The organism is Yoonia sp. R2331, from assembly GCF_041103235.1.
In the GTDB taxonomy this organism is placed as follows: Bacteria; Pseudomonadota; Alphaproteobacteria; order Rhodobacterales; family Rhodobacteraceae; genus CANMYO01.
The window spans coordinates 140,500-160,375 of record NZ_JBGCUN010000002.1 but is presented as its reverse complement, the minus strand read 5'-3'; the positions used below and the strand labels follow the sequence as shown (position 1 = coordinate 160,375).

At 58.6% G+C, this 19,876-nt stretch carries 16 protein-coding genes; 12 read left to right on the top strand and 4 right to left on the bottom strand.

What is annotated here, in order from left to right; all coding sequences use genetic code 11:
• Positions 1-22: 22 nt before the first annotated feature.
• Entirely contained in the window at positions 23-805 is a 783-nt protein-coding gene (locus AB3Y40_RS15545; RefSeq protein ID WP_369439792.1) for a GNAT family N-acetyltransferase, read from the top strand.
• Here AB3Y40_RS15545 and ubiG read toward each other — a convergent pair.
• On the bottom strand, positions 799-1,539 hold the full coding sequence (ubiG, locus tag AB3Y40_RS15540) for a bifunctional 2-polyprenyl-6-hydroxyphenol methylase/3-demethylubiquinol 3-O-methyltransferase UbiG (RefSeq protein WP_369439791.1): 741 nt from the start codon (positions 1,537-1,539) through the stop codon (positions 799-801). The genes AB3Y40_RS15545 and ubiG overlap by 7 nt on opposite strands.
• A gap of 54 nt (positions 1,540-1,593) precedes the next feature.
• On the opposite strand from ubiG, the gene pip reads away from it, so the two are divergent.
• The 10 genes from pip (at position 1,594) to infB (ending at position 14,387) form a co-directional block, all read left to right on the top strand.
• Positions 1,594-2,583 (top strand): prolyl aminopeptidase, encoded by a 990-nt coding sequence (pip, locus tag AB3Y40_RS15535; RefSeq protein WP_369439790.1) that lies wholly within the window; start codon positions 1,594-1,596, stop codon positions 2,581-2,583.
• Between the two features lie 56 nt (positions 2,584-2,639).
• A complete protein-coding gene (locus AB3Y40_RS15530; RefSeq protein ID WP_369439789.1) occupies positions 2,640-3,629 on the top strand; it encodes an ABC transporter permease in 990 nt (329 codons plus the stop codon).
• Entirely contained in the window at positions 3,626-4,828 is a 1,203-nt protein-coding gene (locus AB3Y40_RS15525; protein ID WP_369439788.1) for an ABC transporter permease, read from the top strand. The genes AB3Y40_RS15530 and AB3Y40_RS15525 overlap by 4 nt, the downstream gene beginning before the upstream one ends.
• On the top strand, positions 4,825-6,468 hold the full coding sequence (locus AB3Y40_RS15520) for an ABC transporter ATP-binding protein (RefSeq protein WP_369439787.1): 1,644 nt from the start codon (positions 4,825-4,827) through the stop codon (positions 6,466-6,468). The genes AB3Y40_RS15525 and AB3Y40_RS15520 overlap by 4 nt, the downstream gene beginning before the upstream one ends.
• 76 nt (positions 6,469-6,544) lie before the next feature.
• Positions 6,545-8,095 carry an ABC transporter substrate-binding protein gene (locus AB3Y40_RS15515; protein WP_369439786.1) on the top strand — a complete coding sequence of 517 codons (1,551 nt, stop codon included), beginning with the start codon at positions 6,545-6,547 and terminating at the stop codon, positions 8,093-8,095.
• A 153-nt stretch (positions 8,096-8,248) separates the two neighbouring features.
• On the top strand, positions 8,249-8,866 hold the full coding sequence (locus AB3Y40_RS15510) for a hypothetical protein (protein WP_369439785.1): 618 nt from the start codon (positions 8,249-8,251) through the stop codon (positions 8,864-8,866).
• 131 nt (positions 8,867-8,997) lie between these two features.
• Positions 8,998-9,630, top strand: a complete 633-nt coding sequence (gene rimP, locus AB3Y40_RS15505; RefSeq protein ID WP_369439784.1) for a ribosome maturation factor RimP — start codon at positions 8,998-9,000, stop codon at positions 9,628-9,630.
• The gene (nusA, locus tag AB3Y40_RS15500; protein ID WP_369439783.1) at positions 9,630-11,252 is read left to right on the top strand and encodes a transcription termination factor NusA; all 1,623 of its coding nucleotides are present in this window, start codon (positions 9,630-9,632) and stop codon (positions 11,250-11,252) included. Before rimP ends, nusA begins: the two co-directional genes overlap by 1 nt.
• Before the next feature lie 20 nt (positions 11,253-11,272).
• Positions 11,273-11,899, top strand: coding sequence for an RNA-binding protein (locus AB3Y40_RS15495; protein ID WP_369439782.1), 627 nt, complete (start codon positions 11,273-11,275; stop codon positions 11,897-11,899).
• 4 nt (positions 11,900-11,903) lie between these two features.
• Complete coding sequence (infB, locus tag AB3Y40_RS15490) at positions 11,904-14,387, top strand: translation initiation factor IF-2 (protein WP_369439781.1); 2,484 nt, start codon at positions 11,904-11,906, stop codon at positions 14,385-14,387.
• A 109-nt stretch (positions 14,388-14,496) separates the two neighbouring features.
• Here infB and mutT read toward each other — a convergent pair whose 3' ends face one another.
• The 3 genes from mutT to AB3Y40_RS15475 are packed head-to-tail and all read right to left on the bottom strand — an operon-like array spanning position 14,497 to position 16,948.
• Positions 14,497-14,895 (bottom strand): 8-oxo-dGTP diphosphatase MutT, encoded by a 399-nt coding sequence (gene mutT / locus AB3Y40_RS15485; RefSeq protein ID WP_369439780.1) that lies wholly within the window; start codon positions 14,893-14,895, stop codon positions 14,497-14,499.
• Entirely contained in the window at positions 14,892-16,106 is a 1,215-nt protein-coding gene (gene argJ / locus AB3Y40_RS15480) for a bifunctional glutamate N-acetyltransferase/amino-acid acetyltransferase ArgJ (protein WP_369439779.1), read from the bottom strand. The genes mutT and argJ overlap by 4 nt, the downstream gene beginning before the upstream one ends.
• Positions 16,106-16,948 carry a peptidylprolyl isomerase gene (locus AB3Y40_RS15475; RefSeq protein ID WP_369439778.1) on the bottom strand — a complete coding sequence of 281 codons (843 nt, stop codon included), beginning with the start codon at positions 16,946-16,948 and terminating at the stop codon, positions 16,106-16,108. Before AB3Y40_RS15475 ends, argJ begins: the two co-directional genes overlap by 1 nt.
• Before the next feature lie 186 nt (positions 16,949-17,134).
• On the opposite strand from AB3Y40_RS15475, the gene secA reads away from it, so the two are divergent.
• On the top strand, positions 17,135-19,849 hold the full coding sequence (secA, locus tag AB3Y40_RS15470; protein WP_369439777.1) for a preprotein translocase subunit SecA: 2,715 nt from the start codon (positions 17,135-17,137) through the stop codon (positions 19,847-19,849).
• Positions 19,850-19,876: the final 27 nt, after the last annotated feature.

The window sequence follows — 19,876 nt, the reverse complement described above, 5'->3', positions numbered from 1 at the left end:
TGCCAGGATCAAAGTTGTCGGAATGAGATCGCTAACGCTACGCAGTGAGCAATTGGTGATGGATGGGCAAACCCATCTGACAGACCACGGCGATTTCTGGGTACAAGAGACACCGAAAGAACCGGATTTCTGGATGGGCAATCAGTTGATCCTAAAGTCCGCTGACGTCCCGGTCACGGAAGCAGAGGCTGCTTTTGTGCGGGCATTTCCCAATGCCAAACACCGAGCGATGGTCTGGGATATTCCGGGGTTGGATGTGGGCACTGTCGCCCCGCCGTTTGTGGCTGAGGGCTATGAACGGGATGTGGTGGACGCGTTGTTTTTGACTGGCGCAATTGCGGATGTTGACACGCCAGAAGGCATCAATTTACGCACGTTAGACACGGAATCTGACTGGGGGCAGGCATTGGCCTTGTCGCTTGAGATTGGTGTGGAAGAGGGTCATCCGGCGGAGAGCCACATCGGATATTTGCAACGGCGCACGGGTGCGCGCAGGGCGCAGATCGCGCGGGATCGGGGGCAGTGGTTTGGCGCGTTTGAGGGCGATTTACTGGTCGCGCAGATGGGAATTTTTCACGACGATCAGGTGGCCCGCTACCAGCAAGTTGAGACGCGCAAGGGCCAACGAAGACGTGGGATTTGTGCCGCGTTGTTGCTGCATTGTTGCAAATGGGCGCAGTGCCGCGCGCCGGATGCGGTGCCATTGATTGTTGCAGATGTCGAAAGTGACGCAGGACGGCTTTACCGTCGCATGGGGTTCGCCCATGCAGAAACCATCGTAGGTGTTCTGCGCAAAGGTTACTGAGGTTTCAAGGCGGCGGTCACGTAGTTCACCGAAAGATCGCGGTCAGACATCGACCACGAAAAGTGCAGGAAGTTGAAAACGTAGCCCTTGCGGTCCACCGGGGTCAGGCCCGCCTTTTCCAGCAGTGCGAACAATTCGTCCGGGGTGATGAACTTGTCCCATTCATGGGTGCCCTTGGGCAGCCAGCGCATGACCCATTCGGCGCCCACAATCGCCATTGCAAAGCTTTTGGGGTTGCGGTTGATGGTGGAACACAGGTGCAGGCCGCCGGGTTTCAAGAGCTGGTGGCAGGCGGTCAGATAGCCCAGTGGGTCGGCCACATGTTCGATGACCTCCATGTTCAGCACGACGTCAAACTGCTCGCCTGCCTCTGCCATCGCCTCGGCTGTGCCAACGCGGTATTCAATGTCGAGCCCGGATTGTTCGGCGTGGATTTGCGCCACGGGGATGTTTCGCGGGGCGGCGTCAACACCCACCACCGTTGCCCCAAGGCGCGCCATCGGTTCGCATAAAAGCCCACCGCCGCAGCCGATATCGAGAATGCGCAGCCCGGAGAAAGGCTTTTCGGTCGCCAGATTGCGATCAAATTCGGCGGCGATCTGGCTTGTGCTATAGTCCAGTCGCACCGGGTTCATCATGTGCAGCGGCTTGAACTTGCCTGCTGGGTCCCACCATTCGGCGGCCATCGCCTCGAACTTGGCGATCTCGGATGGGTCGATTGTATTGGTGGTCATTGCGTTCGTCTGCTTGTCATGATTTGCGTCACTCACGCCCTATATAGGTCTGATATGGATAAGGTCCTGAGCCAAAAGAGCGCAACCGCGTATTTATATCCGCCGATTGATCCGTTCGATCAGCGGATGCTGGACGTGGGCGATGGTCATCGGGTGTACGTGGAACAATGCGGCAATCCGACCGGCATTCCGGTGGTTGTGCTGCATGGCGGCCCTGGTGGCGGATGCAGCCCCGCGATGCGGCGCTATTTTGATCCTTCCGTCTATCGCGTCATCCTGTTTGATCAGCGTGGCTGTGGCCGGTCGCGGCCCCATGCCAGCGTGGAAAACAACACCACCTGGCATTTGGTGAACGATATTGAGCTGATCCGCACATCGCTTGGTATTGAACGCTGGATCGTTTTTGGCGGCAGTTGGGGTGCGACGCTGGCGCTGATCTATGGGCAAAGCCATCCGGAGCGCACCAGCGCCTTTGTGCTGCGTGGGGTGTTCCTGATGACCCAGTCAGAGCTGGACTGGTTCTATGGCGGAGGGGCTAGGCGGTTCTGGCCGGATTTGTGGGAACGGTTCGTCAAGCTGATCCCGGAAGATGAGCGTGACGACATGATTGCCGCCTATCACCGGCGGCTCTTCAGCGGCGACCGGACGCAGGAAACCCGCTATGCCCGTGCTTGGGCCACGTGGGAAAATGCGCTGGCGGCGATGGGCAGTGATGGTGTCACCGGCGAAAGCCCATCGGATTACGCGCGCGCCTTTGCGCGACTTGAGAACCACTATTTCCAGAATGGTGGCTTCTTGGGGCCGGACCGGCAGATCATGGATTGTCTGGATCGGATCGCACATTTGCCTGCAGTGATCGTGCAGGGGCGTTACGACATGATTTGCCCACCGATTTCAGCGTATCGTCTGGCAGAGGCTTGGCCAGGTGCGCGGTTGCATATGATTGGGCGTGCGGGTCACGCCCTTTCAGAGCCGGGGATTAGTGCAGAACTTGTCCGCACGATGGACCGTTTTGCCAGCAATCCCAAGGTGCTGGGCCTTTAGCCTTTACAGATGTCAATTGGCCGTTAGGGTAGTTTCCGGGCCATTGGGGACAGAATTTGGGAAACGTCGCGACGATTATTGTGCAGCGCCTGTTGCTGGGACTGCTGACGCTCTTGGTTGTGTCTATCGTGATCTTTCTGGCGGTGAATGCCCTTCCGGGTGACTTTGCCGAGGCAATCCTGGGCCAAGGGGCTACACCAGAATCCGTTGCCACCATCCGCCGCGATTTGGGTTTGGATCAGCCGCTTGTGGTGCGATATTTCAGTTGGCTGGGCAATATGCTGCGCGGCGATCTGGGGACCAGTTTCGCGCAGCTGAACTTTCGCACCAATCTAGGCGGCGCGGGGGACGTTGGTGTCGCCGAACAGATCGCGCCGCGGCTGGCGAACACGATGTTTCTGGCCACCACAACGGCGCTGATCGCGGTGCCGTTGGCGGTGACTCTGGGTGTTCTGGCCGCCCTTTACCGCAACACGGTCTTTGACCGTGCGGCCAACGTGGCAACGCTGAGCTCGATCAGCAGTCCCGAATTTTTCATGGCCTATCTTATGACGCTGTTTCTTGCGTTTATCTTTCCGATATTCCCGTCGCTGTCCAATATCTCTGCCGATCTGAGTTTTGCTGAGCGGTTGGAAAAGACGATGCTGCCTGCGATCACGCTGACGCTGGTGGTCACGGCCCACATGATGCGGATGACGCGTGCGGCGATCATCAACCTGTTGGCCAGTCCCTACATCGAGATGGCACGTCTGAAGGGCATGTCGCCAATGCGGGTGATCGTGAAACACGCCCTGCCCAATGCGCTGGCGCCGATCATCAACGTTATCGCCCTGAACCTTGCCTATCTGATCACTGGCGTGGTCGTGGTTGAGGTGGTCTTTGTCTACCCCGGCATCGGGAACCTGTTCGTGGATGCGGTAAAGAACCGGGATATCCCGATTGTGCAGGCCTGCTGTTTGATCTTTGCGGCAGCTTACATCCTGCTGAACCTGTTGGCGGATATTCTGTCGATCCTGTCGAACCCGCGTCTGAGGCATCCGAAATGAGTTTTGCGCTTTGGATTGTGGTGGCCCTTTTGGCCGTAGCGGCGGGTGGCTGGGTCATGCGGTTCGCCGGGCAAACGGCTACAAGTAACGCGCCGGTGTTTCGTGACATGCCCTATGGCGTGGCCTTTGGCTACGTGCTGGGTGCGGCGCTGCTGGTTGGGGGCATCTACTACTACTTCCAGCCTCGCATAAATGACGCAGGCACGGCGGTGGCCGGTGTCGTGTTTTTCCGCTGGGCGGTGCAAGGGCTGATCATAAGCATGATTGCCGCTTTTGCGTTCAAGCAGTTGGGCAAGTTTGTCGGCACTGCCGAAAGCCGCAAGCTGTTCCGGTCAATGCCGCTGACGGCTAGCTTTGGATTACTGGTGATCCTGATCTACGTGGTGCTTGCAGTTTTTGCGCCGGTGATCGCACCTTATGGGCAGGAAGAGGTTCTGGCGAACGCCAATGTGATCCCTGGCGGCAACCCTGCGCTGGGCGGTGATCCAGCCTATCCGTTGGGGACCGATCAGATTGGCCGCGACGTGCTGAGCCGGCTAATCTATGGCGCGCGGAACACGGTTGGCATCGCCTTTGCTACGACGCTGCTGGCGTTCTTGCTGGGCGCGACGTTGGGGTTTCTCGCCGCGACGCTGGGCGGTTGGCTGGACCAATTGCTAAGCCGGGCGGTGGATGTGCTGATGGCGATCCCGTCGCTGATCTTTGCGCTGCTTTTGATGACAATCGCCACGGTCTGGGCGACCGAATGGGGCATCCCGCTGACCATCTTTATGGTGGTCATCATTGCGGTCATTGACAGCACACGGGTGTTCCGACTGGCGCGTGCGGTGGGGCTGAATATCGTGGTGATGGATTATATCGAAGCGGCAAAGCTGCGCGGCGAAGGCCTGAGCTATCTGATCTTCAAGGAGATTCTGCCCAACGCCACGGCCCCCTTGCTGGCCGAGTTCGGGTTGCGGTTCTGCTTTGTGTTCCTGACCATTGCGGCGCTGTCGTTCCTGGGTGTGGGCATTCAACCGCCCTTGGCCGACTGGGGCACGATGGTAAAAGACAGCGCGTCGTTCATCAGCTTTGCCCAGTTCGCGCCAACCGCTGCGCTGCCACCGCTGCTGGCCGCAGGCGCGATTGCGTTACTGACCGTGGCGGTGAATTTCGTGGTCGACTGGATGCTGCATAAATCGTCGGGGTTGAAGGAATGAGCACACTGCTGAAGATCCGCGACATCCGGCTTGAAGGACGCTCGGACGAGCAGTGGAACCCAATCATCAATGGCGTTGATCTGACCCTGAAAAAGGGTGAGGTGCTGGGGCTGATTGGTGAATCCGGTGCGGGTAAGTCGACGCTGGGACTGGCGGCGATGGGGTTCACGCGCGACGGCGTGCGGATCAGCAGCGGCACGGTAGAATTTGACGGGATTGATCTGGTCAAAGCCTCGGCGGCGGTCAAGCGCGGCCTGTTGGGCAAGCGCATCGCCTATGTCGCGCAGTCGGCGGCGGCGTCATTTAACCCGGCCCATCGGATCATTGACCAACAGGTCGAGGGCCCGGTGCAGCACGGCACAATGAAGCGCGCCGAGGCGGAAGAAACCGGCATGGAGCTTTATGCCAAGCTGCGCCTTCCGGACCCCGACAACATCGGGTTTCGCTATCCGCACCAAGTCTCTGGCGGGCAATTGCAGCGGGCGATGACAGCGATGGCGATGTCCTGTCGTCCCGATCTGATCATTTTTGACGAACCGACAACCGCGCTGGATGTGACCACGCAGATTGAGGTGCTAGCGAGCATTCGTGAGATCGTGGACGAGTACAACACCGCCGCGATCTATATCACGCATGACCTGGCAGTGGTCGCGCAGATGGCGGACCAGATCAAGGTGCTGCTGAAGGGTGACGAGGTCGAGACGGCGGATACCCGCACCATGTTGTCGGCCCCGCAAGAGGATTACACCAAGAGCCTGTGGGCCGTGCGCAGTTTTGAGCGTCCGACCAAGCCCGCAGTGATCGGTGGCGCGGTGCCGGTTGTGAGCGTCAGGAATGTGGACGCAGCCTATGGAACGGTGCCGGTGCTTCATGACGTCAGCTTTGACATCCACGAAGGCCGCACCGTGGCTGTGGTGGGTGAATCCGGGTCCGGAAAATCGACGACGGCGCGGTGCATCACAGGGCTTTTGCCGCCCAAAGCGGGTGAGATCGCGTTTGATGGCAATGTGCTGCCCGCCGATTATCGCAAGCGCGACAAGGGTCAGCTGCGGCAGGCGCAGATGATTTATCAGATGGCGGATACCGCGCTGAACCCGCGCATGTCGATCGGGCGCATCATTTCGCGCCCGGTGGAGTTTTACACTGGGTTGACGGGCAAGGATCTGCGCGCCCGTGTGGACAGCTTGCTTGACCAAATCGAGCTTGAGCCGACGCAATACTACAACCGCCTTCCGTCCGAGCTTTCGGGTGGGCAAAAGCAACGGATCGGGATTGCGCGGGCGCTGGCGGCGGAGCCAAAATTCATCATCTGTGACGAGGTGACTAGCGCGCTAGACCAATTGGTGGCTGAAGGCATCTTGCGGTTATTGGCAAAACTGCAGGACGAGCTGAAGCTGTCATACATGTTCATCACCCATGACCTTGCGACAGTACGCGCAATTGCCGACGAAGTTGTCGTGATGAAAGATGGGCGCGTTGTTGAGCAGGGGGAGAAGAAGGCGATGTTTACCCCACCGCACCACGCCTACACCGATCTATTGTTGTCATCAGTGCCGGAAATGGACCCTGATTGGCTGACAAATCTGCTGAATGAACGCGGAGTTGATAACATCGGTGATGCAGCCGTTGATAAAATGTAAGCCGAATCATGCCTGTCCAAAGACAGGTTGATCAAAGGGGCCAAAAGGTTCCGACGTTAAAACTAGGGAGAAAACAATGACTCAATTTAGCAGACGCGGTCTACTTAAGACCGGTGTTGCTGCAGGTGTGCTTGGCCTAACTGGCCTGCCACTGCGCGCGCAAACCAGAGGCGGTAAACTGACCGCCGGTCTGGGTGGCGCCAACACATCCGATAGCTGGGATGGCCGGACACATTCGGACATCTTCATGATCGCCTCCGCACACGGCTGTGTGTTTGATTGCCTGACCGAAGTTGCCGCCGATGGCAGCCTGCAGGGCGAACTGGCCGAAAGCTGGGAAGCATCTGCCGACGCCAAGACCTGGACATTCAACCTGCGTCAGGGTGTGACGTTCCATGACGGCAAGGCGTTTGGCGCGGACGATGTGATTGCGTCGTTGCAGATGCACGTGGGCGAGGGATCGAAGTCGGCCGCCAAGCCGATTGTCGAAGCCATCACCGAGATGAAGAAGATGGGCGAGCATCAGGTGCAGTTCACGCTTGCCTCTGGCAACGCTGACTTCCCCTATCTGATGAGCGACTATCACATCCTGATGTTCCCAGCGGGCAACATCGAGAACGCCATCGCACAGGGCATCGGCACGGGCCTTTATAGCGTTGTGGCCTTTGATCCGGGCGTCCGCTTTGTTGGTAAGCGCGTCGAAGGTCACTATAAGGGTGACAGCGCGGGCTTCTTTGACGAGGTCGAATACATCGCGATCAACGACAACACTGCGCGGATGAACGCACTGATGACCGGTCAGGTTGATGCGATCAACCGGATCGACTTTAAGACCGAGGCGCTTCTGAAGGCGAACCCGAACCTGCGTATTCAGGAAGTGACAGGCAACCAGCACTATAGCTTCCCAATGCTGACAGACACATCACCGTTCAACGATGTGAATGTGCGACGCGCGCTGAAGTACGGCATCAACCGTCAGGAGTTGGTCGACAAGATTCTGCTAGGCCACGGTGCCGTTGGTAACGATACGCCCATCGGGCCTGCAAACCAGTACTATCACGCCGGAATGGAACAGCTGGAGTTCGATGCCGACAAGGCAAAGTTCTACCTTAAAGAAGCTGGTTTGGACTCGCTTGATGTTGATCTGAGTGCGTCGAATGCGGCCTTTGAAGGTGCCGTTGATGCAGCACAGCTTTATCAGGCGTCTGCGGCCGGGGCCGGTATCAACATCAACGTGGTACAGGAACCTGCTGATGGCTACTGGTCCAACGTCTGGCTGAAAAAGTCGTTCTGTGCCTGCTACTGGTCAGGTCGTGCGACCGAAGACTGGATGTTCGCGACCGCCTATGAGGCTGGCGTGCCGTGGAATGACAGCCAGTGGGACGAGAAAGACAGCGCCCGCTTCCAAGAGCTGCTGTTGAGCGCACGTGCAGAGCTGGACAGCGACAAGCGCCGTGAGCAGTACCATGAAATGCAGCAGATCCTGCGTGACGATGGTGGTGTTCTGGTGCCGATGTTTGCCAACTATGTGCAGGCGGTGAACAACCGCATCGTGTCGCCAGACACGGTTGGTAACCTGTGGCAGATGGATAACGCCCGCATGGCCGAGCGTTGGTCTGTGGCGTAAGCTAAACGGAAACAATCAAGGTGAACGCCCCGCCATTGTGCGGGGCGTTTGCATTTTCAGGCCAAAAACCCCCCGATTTCTTGCTGATCGTCCGAATGCCGCCGCAATTCGTTGCTAATTGATTAACTAGTTTTACGTGTTTCGGAGGCCATTTTGGCTCATTTTCAGCGAAATTGGGGATTTCACCTGCGTGCGGGTAAATCGTTTATCACGGGCGCAGTTACGATTGCGTTGCTGGTCGTTGGTGGGCCTGTTGTTGCGGATAACTCGGGCAAGGCTTCTGCCCGCACTGTGCAGAGCATTTCGTCCGTCGGAGCATCGGGACAAGGGTCGCGGGATGGCGGCGTGATGGCCAGCGCCCCTGCACCGACCGTTCAAACGTCATCGGTTTTGCAGGCCGCTGCGTCGAACCAGGCGGGTCGGGCGGCCAATTCGCGCGAGCGGAGTTCTGGGCACCGGGTCAACCATCAGGCGAAGATTCAGCTGATGCACAAGATGACACGGTTGGTGCAGTCGTCGCGCATTCGTCTGGAACGGTTGCACGCGGACTATCAGACGCTGGCAAACATGTCAGAGGCCGAAAAGCTGCAAGCCTTCCCCGAAGGTGATCACTTTGGCCATCTGCAGGCTGCCGCGATTCGTTATAATACCTCGGTCGAGGTGTATTATATGGCGGTGGCACAGCAGGATGTTGCCAAGGCCGCATTGACTGGTGGTCAGGCGCTTAGCGGCGGTGTGGTTGAAGAATTGAACGCCCTTTTGGGGCAATAAACGCAGGGGCCTTGCGGAAGGCGGACGCTTGGCCTATATCCCTTGCAACAGCGGCGTGCTGGCCTCCACCCCCAGCGCCCACCGGAAATCACAACGGGCCGCGCGCCCGTTTTTTTGTGCTTGGAGAGCGCATGACCGACATGATCGCCAAAGCGGCCATTGACCGCCGGATCACAGAGATCATCACACCCGTTGTCGAGGACATGGGGTTTGAGATCGTGCGCGTGCGGTTGATGAGCGGCAAGGAAAGCACGCTGCAGGTTATGGCGCAGAAACCCGATGGGACGATTGAGGTTGATGAATGCGGCCAGATCAGCACGGCGATCTCTGCCGTTCTGGACGTTGAAGACCCGATATTGGATGCCTATAACCTTGAAGTCAGCAGCCCCGGAATTGACCGCCCGCTGACCCGGTTGAAGGACTTTGACCAATGGCAAGGCTTTGAGGCCAAGATCGAAACCGAAGAGCTGATCGACGGCCGTCGCAGGTTCAAGGGCCCGCTTGCCGGTGTCGAAGGCGACGAGGTGCTGATCGACATTGAAGAGGGCACAATTGGTCTGAAGTTTGCATGGCTGACCGACGCGAAGCTGGTGCTAACCGATGAGTTGATCCGCGATGTGCTCAAGGGCCGCAAAGATGCGGGCCAGATCGACGAAAGCCAGTTCGACGAGATCGAGACGATTATCGACAGTGATGAAAATGTTGCCCCGTCCAAGACGGGCAAATCCAAGAAACGCCCAAGCGCGAACAAGGAGAAAACCTGATGGCAATTACCTCTGCCAACCAGTTGGAGCTGTTGCAGACAGCCGAGGCCGTGGCCCGCGAAAAGATGATCGACCCCAATCTGGTGGTCGAAGCGATGGAAGAATCGCTCGCCCGGGCTGCCAAGTCCCGCTATGGCGCGGAAATGGACATTCGTGTGTCGATTGACCGCAAGACAGGTCGTGCGACGTTTACCCGTGTGCGGACCGTGGTCGAGGACGAAGAGCTTGAGAACTATCAGGCGGAATTCACCGTTGAGCAGGCCAAGCAGTACATGGAAAACCCTGAGATCGGTCAGCAGCTGATCGAAGAGGTGCCACCGGTCGAGCTGGGCCGGATTGCCGCGCAGAGCGCTAAGCAGGTGATCCTGCAAAAGGTGCGCGAAGCTGAGCGGGACAAGCAGTTTGAGGAATTCAAGGACCGCGCTGGTACGATCATCAACGCGATGGTCAAGCGCGAAGAATACGGCAATGTCATCGTGGATGTGGGTGCCGGTGAGGCGATTCTGCGCCGCAATGAGAAGATCGGGCGCGAGGCATATCGCCCCAACGACCGCATCCGGTGTTTCATCAAGGACGTGCGCCGCGAACAGCGCGGGCCGCAAATCTTCCTAAGCCGCACCGCGCCAGAGTTCATGGCTGAGTTGTTCAAGATGGAAGTGCCCGAAATCTATGAAGGCATCATCGAGATCAAAGCCGTGGCCCGTGACCCCGGTTCACGCGCCAAGATTGCTGTTATTTCCTATGACGGGTCGATTGATCCTGTGGGCGCTTGTGTCGGTATGCGGGGTTCGCGCGTGCAGGCCGTTGTGAACGAGCTGCAAGGCGAGAAGATCGACATCATCCCGTGGAATGAAGACATGCCGACGTTCTTGGTGAACGCGCTTCAGCCAGCTGAGGTCAGCAAGGTGGTTCTGGATGAGGAAGCCGGCAAGATCGAAGTTGTTGTGCCGGAAGAGCAGTTGAGTCTTGCGATTGGTCGCCGGGGTCAGAATGTGCGTCTGGCATCGCAGCTGACGGGGTTGGATATCGACATCCTGACTGAGGAAGAAGAATCCAAGCGCCGTCAGGCCGAATTCGAGGTGCGGACGAAATTGTTCGTTGATGCCCTTGATCTGGACGAGTTCTTTGCCCAACTTCTGGTGTCCGAAGGCTTTACCAACCTAGAAGAAGTGGCCTACGTCGAAGTTGAAGAACTGTTAGTCATTGAAGGTGTTGACGAAGGCACTGCAAGTGAATTGCAGGCCCGGGCCCGCGACTATCTGGAAGCGATCAACAACAAGGCGATGGAAAACGCTCGTGCGCTGGGCGTTGAAGACAGCCTTGTGAACTTTGAGGGGCTGACGCCGCTGATGATCGAAGCGCTGGCAAATGACGGTGTGAAGACGCTGGAAGACTTTGCGACCTGCGCCGACTGGGAACTGGCCGGTGGCTGGACCACAATCGACGGTGAGCGGAGCAAGGACGATGGTGTGCTAGAGCCGTTTGACGTTAGCCTTGAAGAGGCGCAGGATATGGTCATGACAGCCCGCGTGATGCTGGGTTGGGTCGATCCGGCAGAGCTTGAAGCCGCTGCGGCGGAAGAAGGTGAAGAAGAAGCAGAAAACGCGGAGGCGGAGGCCTGATGGGCCTCTGACCGGACGCGATGACGCGGGGCGGAGCCAAAAAGAGCCGAGACGATGGGCCGGAACGCCGGTGCATTGTCACGGGTGAAAGCCAGCCCACGTCCGGGCTGATCCGCTTTGTTGTCGGTCCCGACAACAGCGTGGTGCCGGATGTACTGGGCAAGCTGCCGGGTCGCGGCATGTACGTCAGTGCCGACCGCGCCGCGCTTGAAGTGGCCAGCAAAGGCCAGTTCAGCCGGTCTGCAAAACAGTCCGTCACGGTGCCGGAAGGTTTGGCAGAGGAAGTTGAACGACAGTTAGCGCGCCGGGTCGTTGATCTGCTCGCGCTGGCTCGCAAGGCAGGGCTTGCCGTGTGCGGGTTCGAGAAGGTTAAGGGCTGGCTTGCCGGGGGTGAGCGGGTCCGGGTTCTGTTACAGGCCAGTGACGGCTCTGAGCGGGGCAAAACAAAACTGTGGACGCCCGAAGGGGCCCGATATTACGGGTGTTTGACATCCGCCGAATTGGGTTTGGCATTTGGGCGGCAAAGTGTGATACATGGCGCGCTCGCCACTGGCGGACTCAGCAACCGTGTTGTAGAGGAAGCCGCAAAGCTGAGAGGCTTGCGCGAGAATGACGGTGGTAAATCAGCCACCGGGAAGGACAAGTAGCTAGATGAGCGACAACGACGGCAAAAAGACACTCGGTCTTGGTGGATCGCGGCCCAGCAATGTAAAGCAAAGCTTTAGCCACGGGCGGACCAAGAACGTCGTGGTGGAAACCAAGCGCAAGCGCGTTGTGGTGCCCAAGCCGGGCGCGGCAAAGCCTGCCGCTGGTGGTGCATCGACCCCGGTTGGCGGTGATCCGTCCAAGCGGCCTGCAGGCATTTCCGAGGCCGAGCTGGAGCGCCGGATGAAGGCGCTGGCATTGGCTAAGGCGCGCGAGGCGGAAGAGACCGCCAAGCGCGAGGCCGAGGAAAAGGAACGCGCCGCCGAGCGTGACCGTCGCCGTGCCGAGGCCGAGGCCAAGGAAGCCGAAGACCGCAAGCGCGAAGAGCGTGCCAAGGCGAAGGCCGAGGAAGAAGAGGCCAAGAAGCGCGCCGCTGCAACAGCCAAGGCTGCGGCTGCCGCTCCTGCGGCTGCTGCTGTTCCCGGTGAGGCTGCGATTGATCGCCCAACCCGCGCACCCAGCAAGAACGAGCGCGAGCGCGCCAATCAGGACCGCAATAACAAGCCCGGCAAGGGCCGTTCGGATGACGATGGTCGACGGTCTGGCAAGCTGACGCTGAATGACGCCCTGCGTGGCGGCGGGGGTCGCCAGAAATCAATGGCCGCCATGAAGCGCAAACAAGAACGCGCGCGCCAAAAGGCGATGGGCGGCAATGTAGAGCGTGAAAAGGTTGTACGCGACGTGCAATTGCCCGAGGCGATCACAGTCGGCGAATTGGCCAACCGGATGTCCGAGAAGGTGGCTGACGTCGTTAAATCGCTGATGACCAATGGAATTATGGCGACACAAACTCAGACGATTGATGCGGATACTGCAGAACTGATCATCGAGGAATTCGGTCACAATGTTGTACGTGTGTCTGATTCTGACGTGGAAGATGTGATTGATCAGGTTGACGACAAGGACGATGACCTCAAGCCACGTGCGCCGATCATCACGATCATGGGCCACGTTGACCACGGTAAAACCTCGCTCTTGGATGCCATTCGCAACGCGCGTGTTGTCGCGGGCGAAGCAGGCGGCATCACGCAGCATATTGGTGCTTATCAGGTGACCACCGAAAGCGGTCAGGTGCTGAGCTTCCTGGATACTCCCGGCCACGCGGCGTTTACGTCGATGCGGTCACGCGGTGCACAGGTCACCGATATCGTGGTGCTTGTGGTGGCTGCCGACGATGCGGTCATGCCGCAGACGGTGGAAGCGATCAATCATGCCAAGGCCGCTGAAGTACCGATGATCGTGGCGATCAACAAGATCGACCGCGAGGCGGCGAACCCCGACAAGGTGCGCACCGACCTGCTGCAACATGAAGTCATTGTTGAGAAGATGTCTGGTGAAGTGCAGGACGTCGAAGTCTCTGCCATTACGGGTCAGGGCCTGCCAGAACTACTGGAATCCATCGCGCTGCAAGCCGAGATTCTAGAACTGAAGGCGAACCCCGATCGTGCCGCTTCTGGCGCGGTGATCGAGGCGCAGCTGGACGTGGGTCGCGGCCCTGTTGCCACGGTTTTGGTGCAAAACGGGACCCTGCGGCAGGGCGACATTTTTGTTGTGGGCGAGCAGTGGGGTAAGGTCCGCGCGTTGATCGATGACAAGGGCGACCGCGTCAAAGAAGCGGGGCCATCGGTGCCAGTTGAGGTGTTGGGCCTGAATGGCACGCCCGAGGCGGGTGACGTTCTGAATGTTGTCTCTTCCGAAGCACAAGCGCGCGAGATTGCGGAATATCGCGAGAAGTCCGCCAAGGACAAGCGCGCCGCTGCCGGCGCGGCCACCACGCTGGAACAGCTGATGGCGAACGCCAAGGCGGACGAGAACGTCAGCGAGCTGCCGATTTTGGTGAAAGCCGACGTGCAGGGGTCTGCCGAAGCAATCGTGCAAGCGATGGAAAAGATCGGCAACGATGAGGTCCGCGTGCGCGTTCTGCATTCAGGCGTTGGCGCGATCACCGAAACGGATATCGGCCTTGCCGAAGCATCTGGCGCGCCGGTATTCGGGTTCAACGTGCGGGCCAATGCCTCTGCGCGAAATACCGCGAACCAGAAGGGCGTCGAGATCCGGTATTATTCGGTGATCTATGACCTTGTGGACGATGTGAAAGCAGCGGCCTCTGGCCTGCTGAGCGCCGAGATCAAGGAAAAGTTCATCGGGTACGCCAACATCAAAGAGGTGTTCAAGGTCACGGGCGTCGGCAAGGTTGCTGGCTGTCTGGTCACCGAAGGTGTCGCCCGTCGCTCCGCAGGCGTGCGCCTGCTGCGCGACAACGTGGTGATCCATGAAGGCACGCTGAAGACGCTCAAGCGTTTCAAAGACGAAGTGCCAGAGGTGCAGTCCGGTCAGGAATGCGGCATGGCGTTTGAAAACTACGATGACATCCGACCAGAGGACGTAATCGAGATCTTCGAGCGTGAAGAGGTCGAACGGACGCTGTAAGCACGGCATCAGGAAAAACGAAGGGCGGTACAATTGGGCCGCCCTTTGTCTTTTGGTGGGCAAAACCCTTTGAAGGGTTTTGGGTAGAGTTTTCGAAAACTCTGCGACCTCAAAGCCATTCGCGCAGGATTGGGATCAGGGGTACGTCTGCCGCGGGCATCGGGTAGTCGCGCAATTGGTTGGCGCGGACCCATTTGAGGTCTTGGCCTTCGCGAGATTGTGGGGTGCCCTCCCATTTGCGGCAGGCAAAAAGTGGCATCAGAAGGTGAAAATCGTCGTAAGTGTGACTGGCGAAGGTCAGCGGCGCGAGGCAGCTGGCCCAAGTGTTGATGCCGAGTTCTTCCTCTAACTCGCGGATCAGGGCGACCTCTGGTGTTTCGCCGGGTTCAACCTTTCCGCCCGGAAACTCCCACAGACCCGCCATTGACTTGCCTTCGGGTCGTTGGGCAAGCAGCACACGCCCGTCGACGTCGATCAGCGCAACCGCAGAGACCAGAAGTGTTTTCAAGACCGGTAGTCCGCGTTGATCGTGATGTAGCCATGGGTCAGATCGCAGGTCCAAACAGTGCTGGTGCCGGTGCCAATTCCAAGGTCGATGCCGATGGTAATGTTCTGACCCTTCATATGTGCGGCACCGGCCTCTTCGGTGTAGCTGGCCGCAACCCAGCCGTTTTCGGCCACAAGAACATCGCCAAAGGTGATTTGCAGGCGGTCGCGGTCAGCGTAAGCACCGGATTTGCCAACGGCCATGACGATGCGGCCCCAGTTTGGATCCTCGCCCGCGATGGCGGTTTTGACCAGTGGGGAATTGGCGGTTGCCTTCGCGACCAACCGGGCATCCGCGTCAGATGCCGCACCGGTCACGTTGATCGTCACGAACTTTGTCGCACCTTCGCCGTCTTTGACGACCTGATGGGACAAATCCAGCATCACGTCATGCAAGGCCGCCTCGAACCCTGGATCGCCCTGCACATCCGCGCCAGTTGCACCGGTGGCGGCGATCATTAACGTGTCAGAGGTGGAGGTATCGCTGTCGACGGTGATGTTGTTGAAGGTCTTGTCGGTCAGGCGCGTCAGCATGGCCTGCAAGTCGGGTTGAGCGATCTGGGCATCTGTGAAGATGTAAACCAACATCGTTGCCATGTCAGGCGCGATCATGCCGGACCCCTTGGCGATACCGGCAATCTGCACGGTCTTGCCGCCAATGTTGCACTGTGCGGTTGCCCCTTTGGCAAAGGTGTCGGTAGTCATAATCGCGCGGGCGGCTTGAGCGATGCCAGACGGGGTTTGTCCGGCGATAAGGTCATCGATCTTGGCGGTGATCCGGTCGTCAGGCAGGGGTTCACCAATGACGCCTGTTGATGCAGTGAAGACGCGGTTTTCATTAAGGCCGGCTTTGGCCGCCACGGCGGCACAGATGCGCGCAACAGAGCCATCACCGGCCTTGCCGGTGAAGGCGTTGGAGTTGCCGGAATTGACGATGATCGCCGCACCGCCGTCCGTTGCAAGACCAGTCTTGGCCTGACAATCCAGCACGTTGGCGGACCGTGTCGCGGAACGGGTGTAGACCCCGGCAACGGTACTGCCGGACGCCAGAAGAGCCAGCATCACATCCGTGCGGCCCGCGTATTTCACGCCTGCGGACGCACTGGCAAAGGTCACACCGTCAATGACGGGCAGGTCAGGAAACGCTGCTGGGGCAAGGGGTGAGATGGTCATTACTTTGGTTCCAGCAGGTCCATCGCGTTCAGCAGCTCTGGGTCAAATGCGCCATCTTCGGGGCGTGTGACGTCTGTTGCCGCCTCAAGTTCGGCCAGTCGTGCGAGGATTGCAGCCTCTTGCAATTGGCCTACGATTTCTTGGCGCATCTGGTCAAGTTCCGGCAGCGGTTGGTTGCGTCGGTCGTTCAGGGTGACGATGTGCCAGCCGAATTGCGTTTCGACCGGTTCAGACAACCCGCCGGGTTCTAGGTTTTGCACCGCTTCTTCGAACGCAGGCACCATCATGCCGGTTGAGAACCAGCCAAGTTCACCGCCAGAAGGACCAGACGGCCCGGTCGAGACGTCGCGGGCGACGTTGGCGAATTCTTCGCCTGCTGTGACGCGGTCACGGGCGGCTACGGCCGCTTCTTCGGTTTCGACCAACAGGTGCGAGGCATTCCATTCAACCGTTGGGGTGCTGCCGTCGGTGATCTTCTCAAATTCGGCGATGATCGCCTCTTCTGTGACGGCGTCTTCAGCGATCTTGTTGATGGCCTCGCCCGCCATAAGGCTGCGTTCTTCGGTGCGTAGTGACAGCATGACGCGCGCAGGCACTTCGCCCGCGCTATCGGCCAGAAGCTGCTGTTGGATCAGTTGATCGAGAATGCCGTCAAACAGCGCCGAAACGGGGAAGTCGCGATAACGCGGGGGCAATTGCGCGCGAGCGATGATCATTTCACCCAGTGTGATTTCGGTATCGCCCACAGTTGCGACAACGGTGTTGGCGTCCTGCGCGGATGTGGCCCCGGCAAAAGCGGTCGAGAGGGCAAAAACACCCGCAAAAGTCACATGTTTCAGCATTAAACGTTCCCTTGATGAGCCGTGCCGGGGGCGCGACGTTGACAGTGCATATCCGGCCCCTTACATCCCGTAGAAGCCTCGAGGGGGCTGGTCTTGATCCCTGTTTAGGCCGGGCGCGTGACGCCCACAAGCGACCTCCTCTCAATTAGACGTCAGACGGGTGCAACGCACCATTTCGGAGAAGATATGCTCGGGTTTGAAACGATCAGTAAGAAAGTCTTTGGCACGCCGAGTGATCGGAAGGTGAAAAAGGCGCGGCCCTTGGTCGCCAAGATCAATGCACTTGAGGAAGAGTTCAAAGCACTGTCCGACGATGGGCTGAAGGAAAAGACGCAAGCGCTGGCCGAACGGGCGATGGGTGGCGAGAGTCTGGATGACCTGCTGCCAGAGGCGTTTGCCAACTGCCGCGAGGCCGCGCGCCGTGCGCTGGGGCTGCGGGCCTTTGACACACAGCTTTTGGGTGGGATTTTCCTGCACCAAGGCAATATCGCCGAGATGAAGACGGGCGAGGGCAAGACGCTTGTGGCAACCTTTCCAGCCTATCTGAATGCGCTGACCGGAAAGGGCGTTCATATCGTCACGGTCAACGATTATCTGGCAAATCGTGATGCGGAGTGGATGGGCAAGGTGTATGCGGCCCTTGGTTTGACCACCGGTGTGGTGGTTCCGCAGCAGCCCGAGGACGAAAAAAAAGCGGCGTATGCCTGTGACGTGACCTATGCCACCAACAATGAGCTTGGGTTTGACTATCTGCGCGACAACATGAAGTCCGAGTTGGATCAGATGTACCAGCGCCCCCACAACTTTGCGATCGTGGACGAGGTGGACAGCATTCTGATCGACGAGGCGCGGACGCCGCTGATCATCTCTGGCCCCGCGCAGGATAGGTCCGAGATGTATCGCGAGATCGACAAGATCATCCCCGGTGTGGAAGAACAGCACTACACTTTGGACGAAAAGACCCGCCAGGCGACATTTACCGATGAGGGTAACGACTGGCTGGAAGAGCAGTTGTCGCGCATCGGGCTGCTGCCTGAGGGGCAGACGCTATACGACCCGGAGAGTGCTACCATTGTGCATCACGTCAGCCAGGGTCTGAAGGCGCACAAACTGTTCACAAAGGACAAGGACTATATCGTGCGCGACGGCGAGGTCGTGCTGATTGATGAATTCACCGGGCGGATGATGATTGGTCGCCGCTTGTCGGACGGTTTGCATCAAGCGATTGAAGCCAAAGAAGGCGCTGCGATCAAGCCGGAAAACGTGACACTGGCGAGCGTGACGTTCCAGAACTACTTCCGTCTCTATAACAAGCTCGCAGGCATGACTGGCACGGCGTTGACCGAGGCGGATGAGTTTCTAGAGATCTATGGGTTGGGTGTGGTCGAGATGCCCACCAACAAGCCGATTGCCCGTGTGGACGAGAATGATCAGGTCTATCGCACCGCGAAGGAAAAGTTCGACGGTGTCGTGAAAGAGATCAAAGCCGCTCATGAAAAGGGTCAGCCGATCTTGGTGGGTACAACGTCCATCGACAAGTCGGAATTCCTGTCGAACCTCTTGAAGGCTGAAAACATCCCGCACAATGTGCTGAACGCGCGTGAGCATGAAAAGGAAAGCCAGATCATCGCTGATGCCGGCAAGTTGGGCGCTGTGACAATTGCGACCAACATGGCTGGACGCGGCACCGACATTCAGCTGGGCGGTAACGTCGAAATGAAGGTGCTTGAGGCCTTGGCGGCGGATCCCGATGCGAACCCGGATGAGGTCCGCGCCAAGATCGAAGCGGAACATGCAGGAGATAAGGAAAAGGTCTTGGCCGCTGGTGGACTGTTCGTACTGGCCACGGAACGCCACGAAAGCCGCCGGATCGACAACCAGTTGCGCGGACGGTCTGGCCGTCAGGGTGATCCAGGGCGGTCGTCGTTCTTTCTGAGCCTTGATGACGACCTTATGCGGATTTTCGGGTCAGAGCGCTTGGACAAGGTACTGGGCACGTTGGGCATGAAGGAAGGCGAGGCGATTGTGCACCCTTGGGTGAATAAGTCGCTGGAACGCGCGCAGGCCAAGGTCGAGGGGCGCAATTTTGACATCCGTAAGCAGCTGTTGAAGTTTGATGATGTGATGAACGAGCAGCGCAAGGTGATCTTTAGCCAGCGTCGCGACATCATGGAAAGCCAGGACCTGTCCGAGATTACGCAGGACATGCGGTATCAGGTGATCGAAGATCTGGTGCAGGACTACATGCCGCCCAAGTCCTATGCAGACCAGTGGGATACTGAGGGTCTTTATGCGGCCACGATTGAAAAGCTGGGCATAGATGCGCCGGTGATGAAATGGGCCGAGGAAGAAGGCGTCGACGACGCGGTCATGCAAGAGCGGCTGGAAGAGGCCACAGACAAGCATATGGCCGAGAAGGAAGCGGCCTTTGGCGCGGAAACCATGCGCAATGTGGAAAAACAGCTGTTGTTGCAGACCATTGATGGCAAGTGGCGCGAGCATTTGTTGACGCTTGAACACCTGCGGTCAGTGGTTGGGTTTCGCGGCTATGCGCAGCGTGACCCGCTGAACGAATACAAGACCGAAGGATTCCAATTGTTCGAACGCTTGCTGGACAGCCTGCGTGAAGATGTGACGCAGAAACTGGGGCAGATCCGGCCCATGTCGGCCGAAGAGCAGCAGCAGCTAATTGCGCAGATGCAGGCCGCTCAACAGCAGGCCGCTGCCGCCGCTGACGACAGCGTTGCACGAGCCACGACAGATGCCACTGGGCAGGGATCGACCCCGCGCGAAGGCTTTGTCGAGGATGATCCGACCACATGGGGCAGTCCCGGCCGGAACGATCCTTGCCCCTGCGGATCGGGCAAGAAGTTCAAGCACTGCCACGGCCGGCTCGCCTGATCCTCGCCCCATTTACGACATGTTAAT

What these genes read in the sequence shown, in the direction of transcription:
- AB3Y40_RS15545 (WP_369439792.1), top strand. Translation starts at nt 23, where the DNA reads ATGAGATCGCTAACGCTACGCAGTGAGCAATTGGTGATGGATGGGCAA.
- ubiG (WP_369439791.1), bottom strand. Translation starts at nt 1,539, where the DNA reads ATGACCACCAATACAATCGACCCATCCGAGATCGCCAAGTTCGAGGCG.
- pip (WP_369439790.1), top strand. Translation starts at nt 1,594, where the DNA reads ATGGATAAGGTCCTGAGCCAAAAGAGCGCAACCGCGTATTTATATCCG.
- AB3Y40_RS15525 (WP_369439788.1), top strand. Translation starts at nt 3,626, where the DNA reads ATGAGTTTTGCGCTTTGGATTGTGGTGGCCCTTTTGGCCGTAGCGGCG.
- AB3Y40_RS15520 (WP_369439787.1), top strand. Translation starts at nt 4,825, where the DNA reads ATGAGCACACTGCTGAAGATCCGCGACATCCGGCTTGAAGGACGCTCG.
- AB3Y40_RS15515 (WP_369439786.1), top strand. Translation starts at nt 6,545, where the DNA reads ATGACTCAATTTAGCAGACGCGGTCTACTTAAGACCGGTGTTGCTGCA.
- rimP (WP_369439784.1), top strand. Translation starts at nt 8,998, where the DNA reads ATGACCGACATGATCGCCAAAGCGGCCATTGACCGCCGGATCACAGAG.
- nusA (WP_369439783.1), top strand. Translation starts at nt 9,630, where the DNA reads ATGGCAATTACCTCTGCCAACCAGTTGGAGCTGTTGCAGACAGCCGAG.
- AB3Y40_RS15495 (WP_369439782.1), top strand. Translation starts at nt 11,273, where the DNA reads ATGACGCGGGGCGGAGCCAAAAAGAGCCGAGACGATGGGCCGGAACGC.
- infB (WP_369439781.1), top strand. Translation starts at nt 11,904, where the DNA reads ATGAGCGACAACGACGGCAAAAAGACACTCGGTCTTGGTGGATCGCGG.
- argJ (WP_369439779.1), bottom strand. Translation starts at nt 16,106, where the DNA reads ATGACCATCTCACCCCTTGCCCCAGCAGCGTTTCCTGACCTGCCCGTC.
- AB3Y40_RS15475 (WP_369439778.1), bottom strand. Translation starts at nt 16,948, where the DNA reads ATGCTGAAACATGTGACTTTTGCGGGTGTTTTTGCCCTCTCGACCGCT.
- secA (WP_369439777.1), top strand. Translation starts at nt 17,135, where the DNA reads ATGCTCGGGTTTGAAACGATCAGTAAGAAAGTCTTTGGCACGCCGAGT.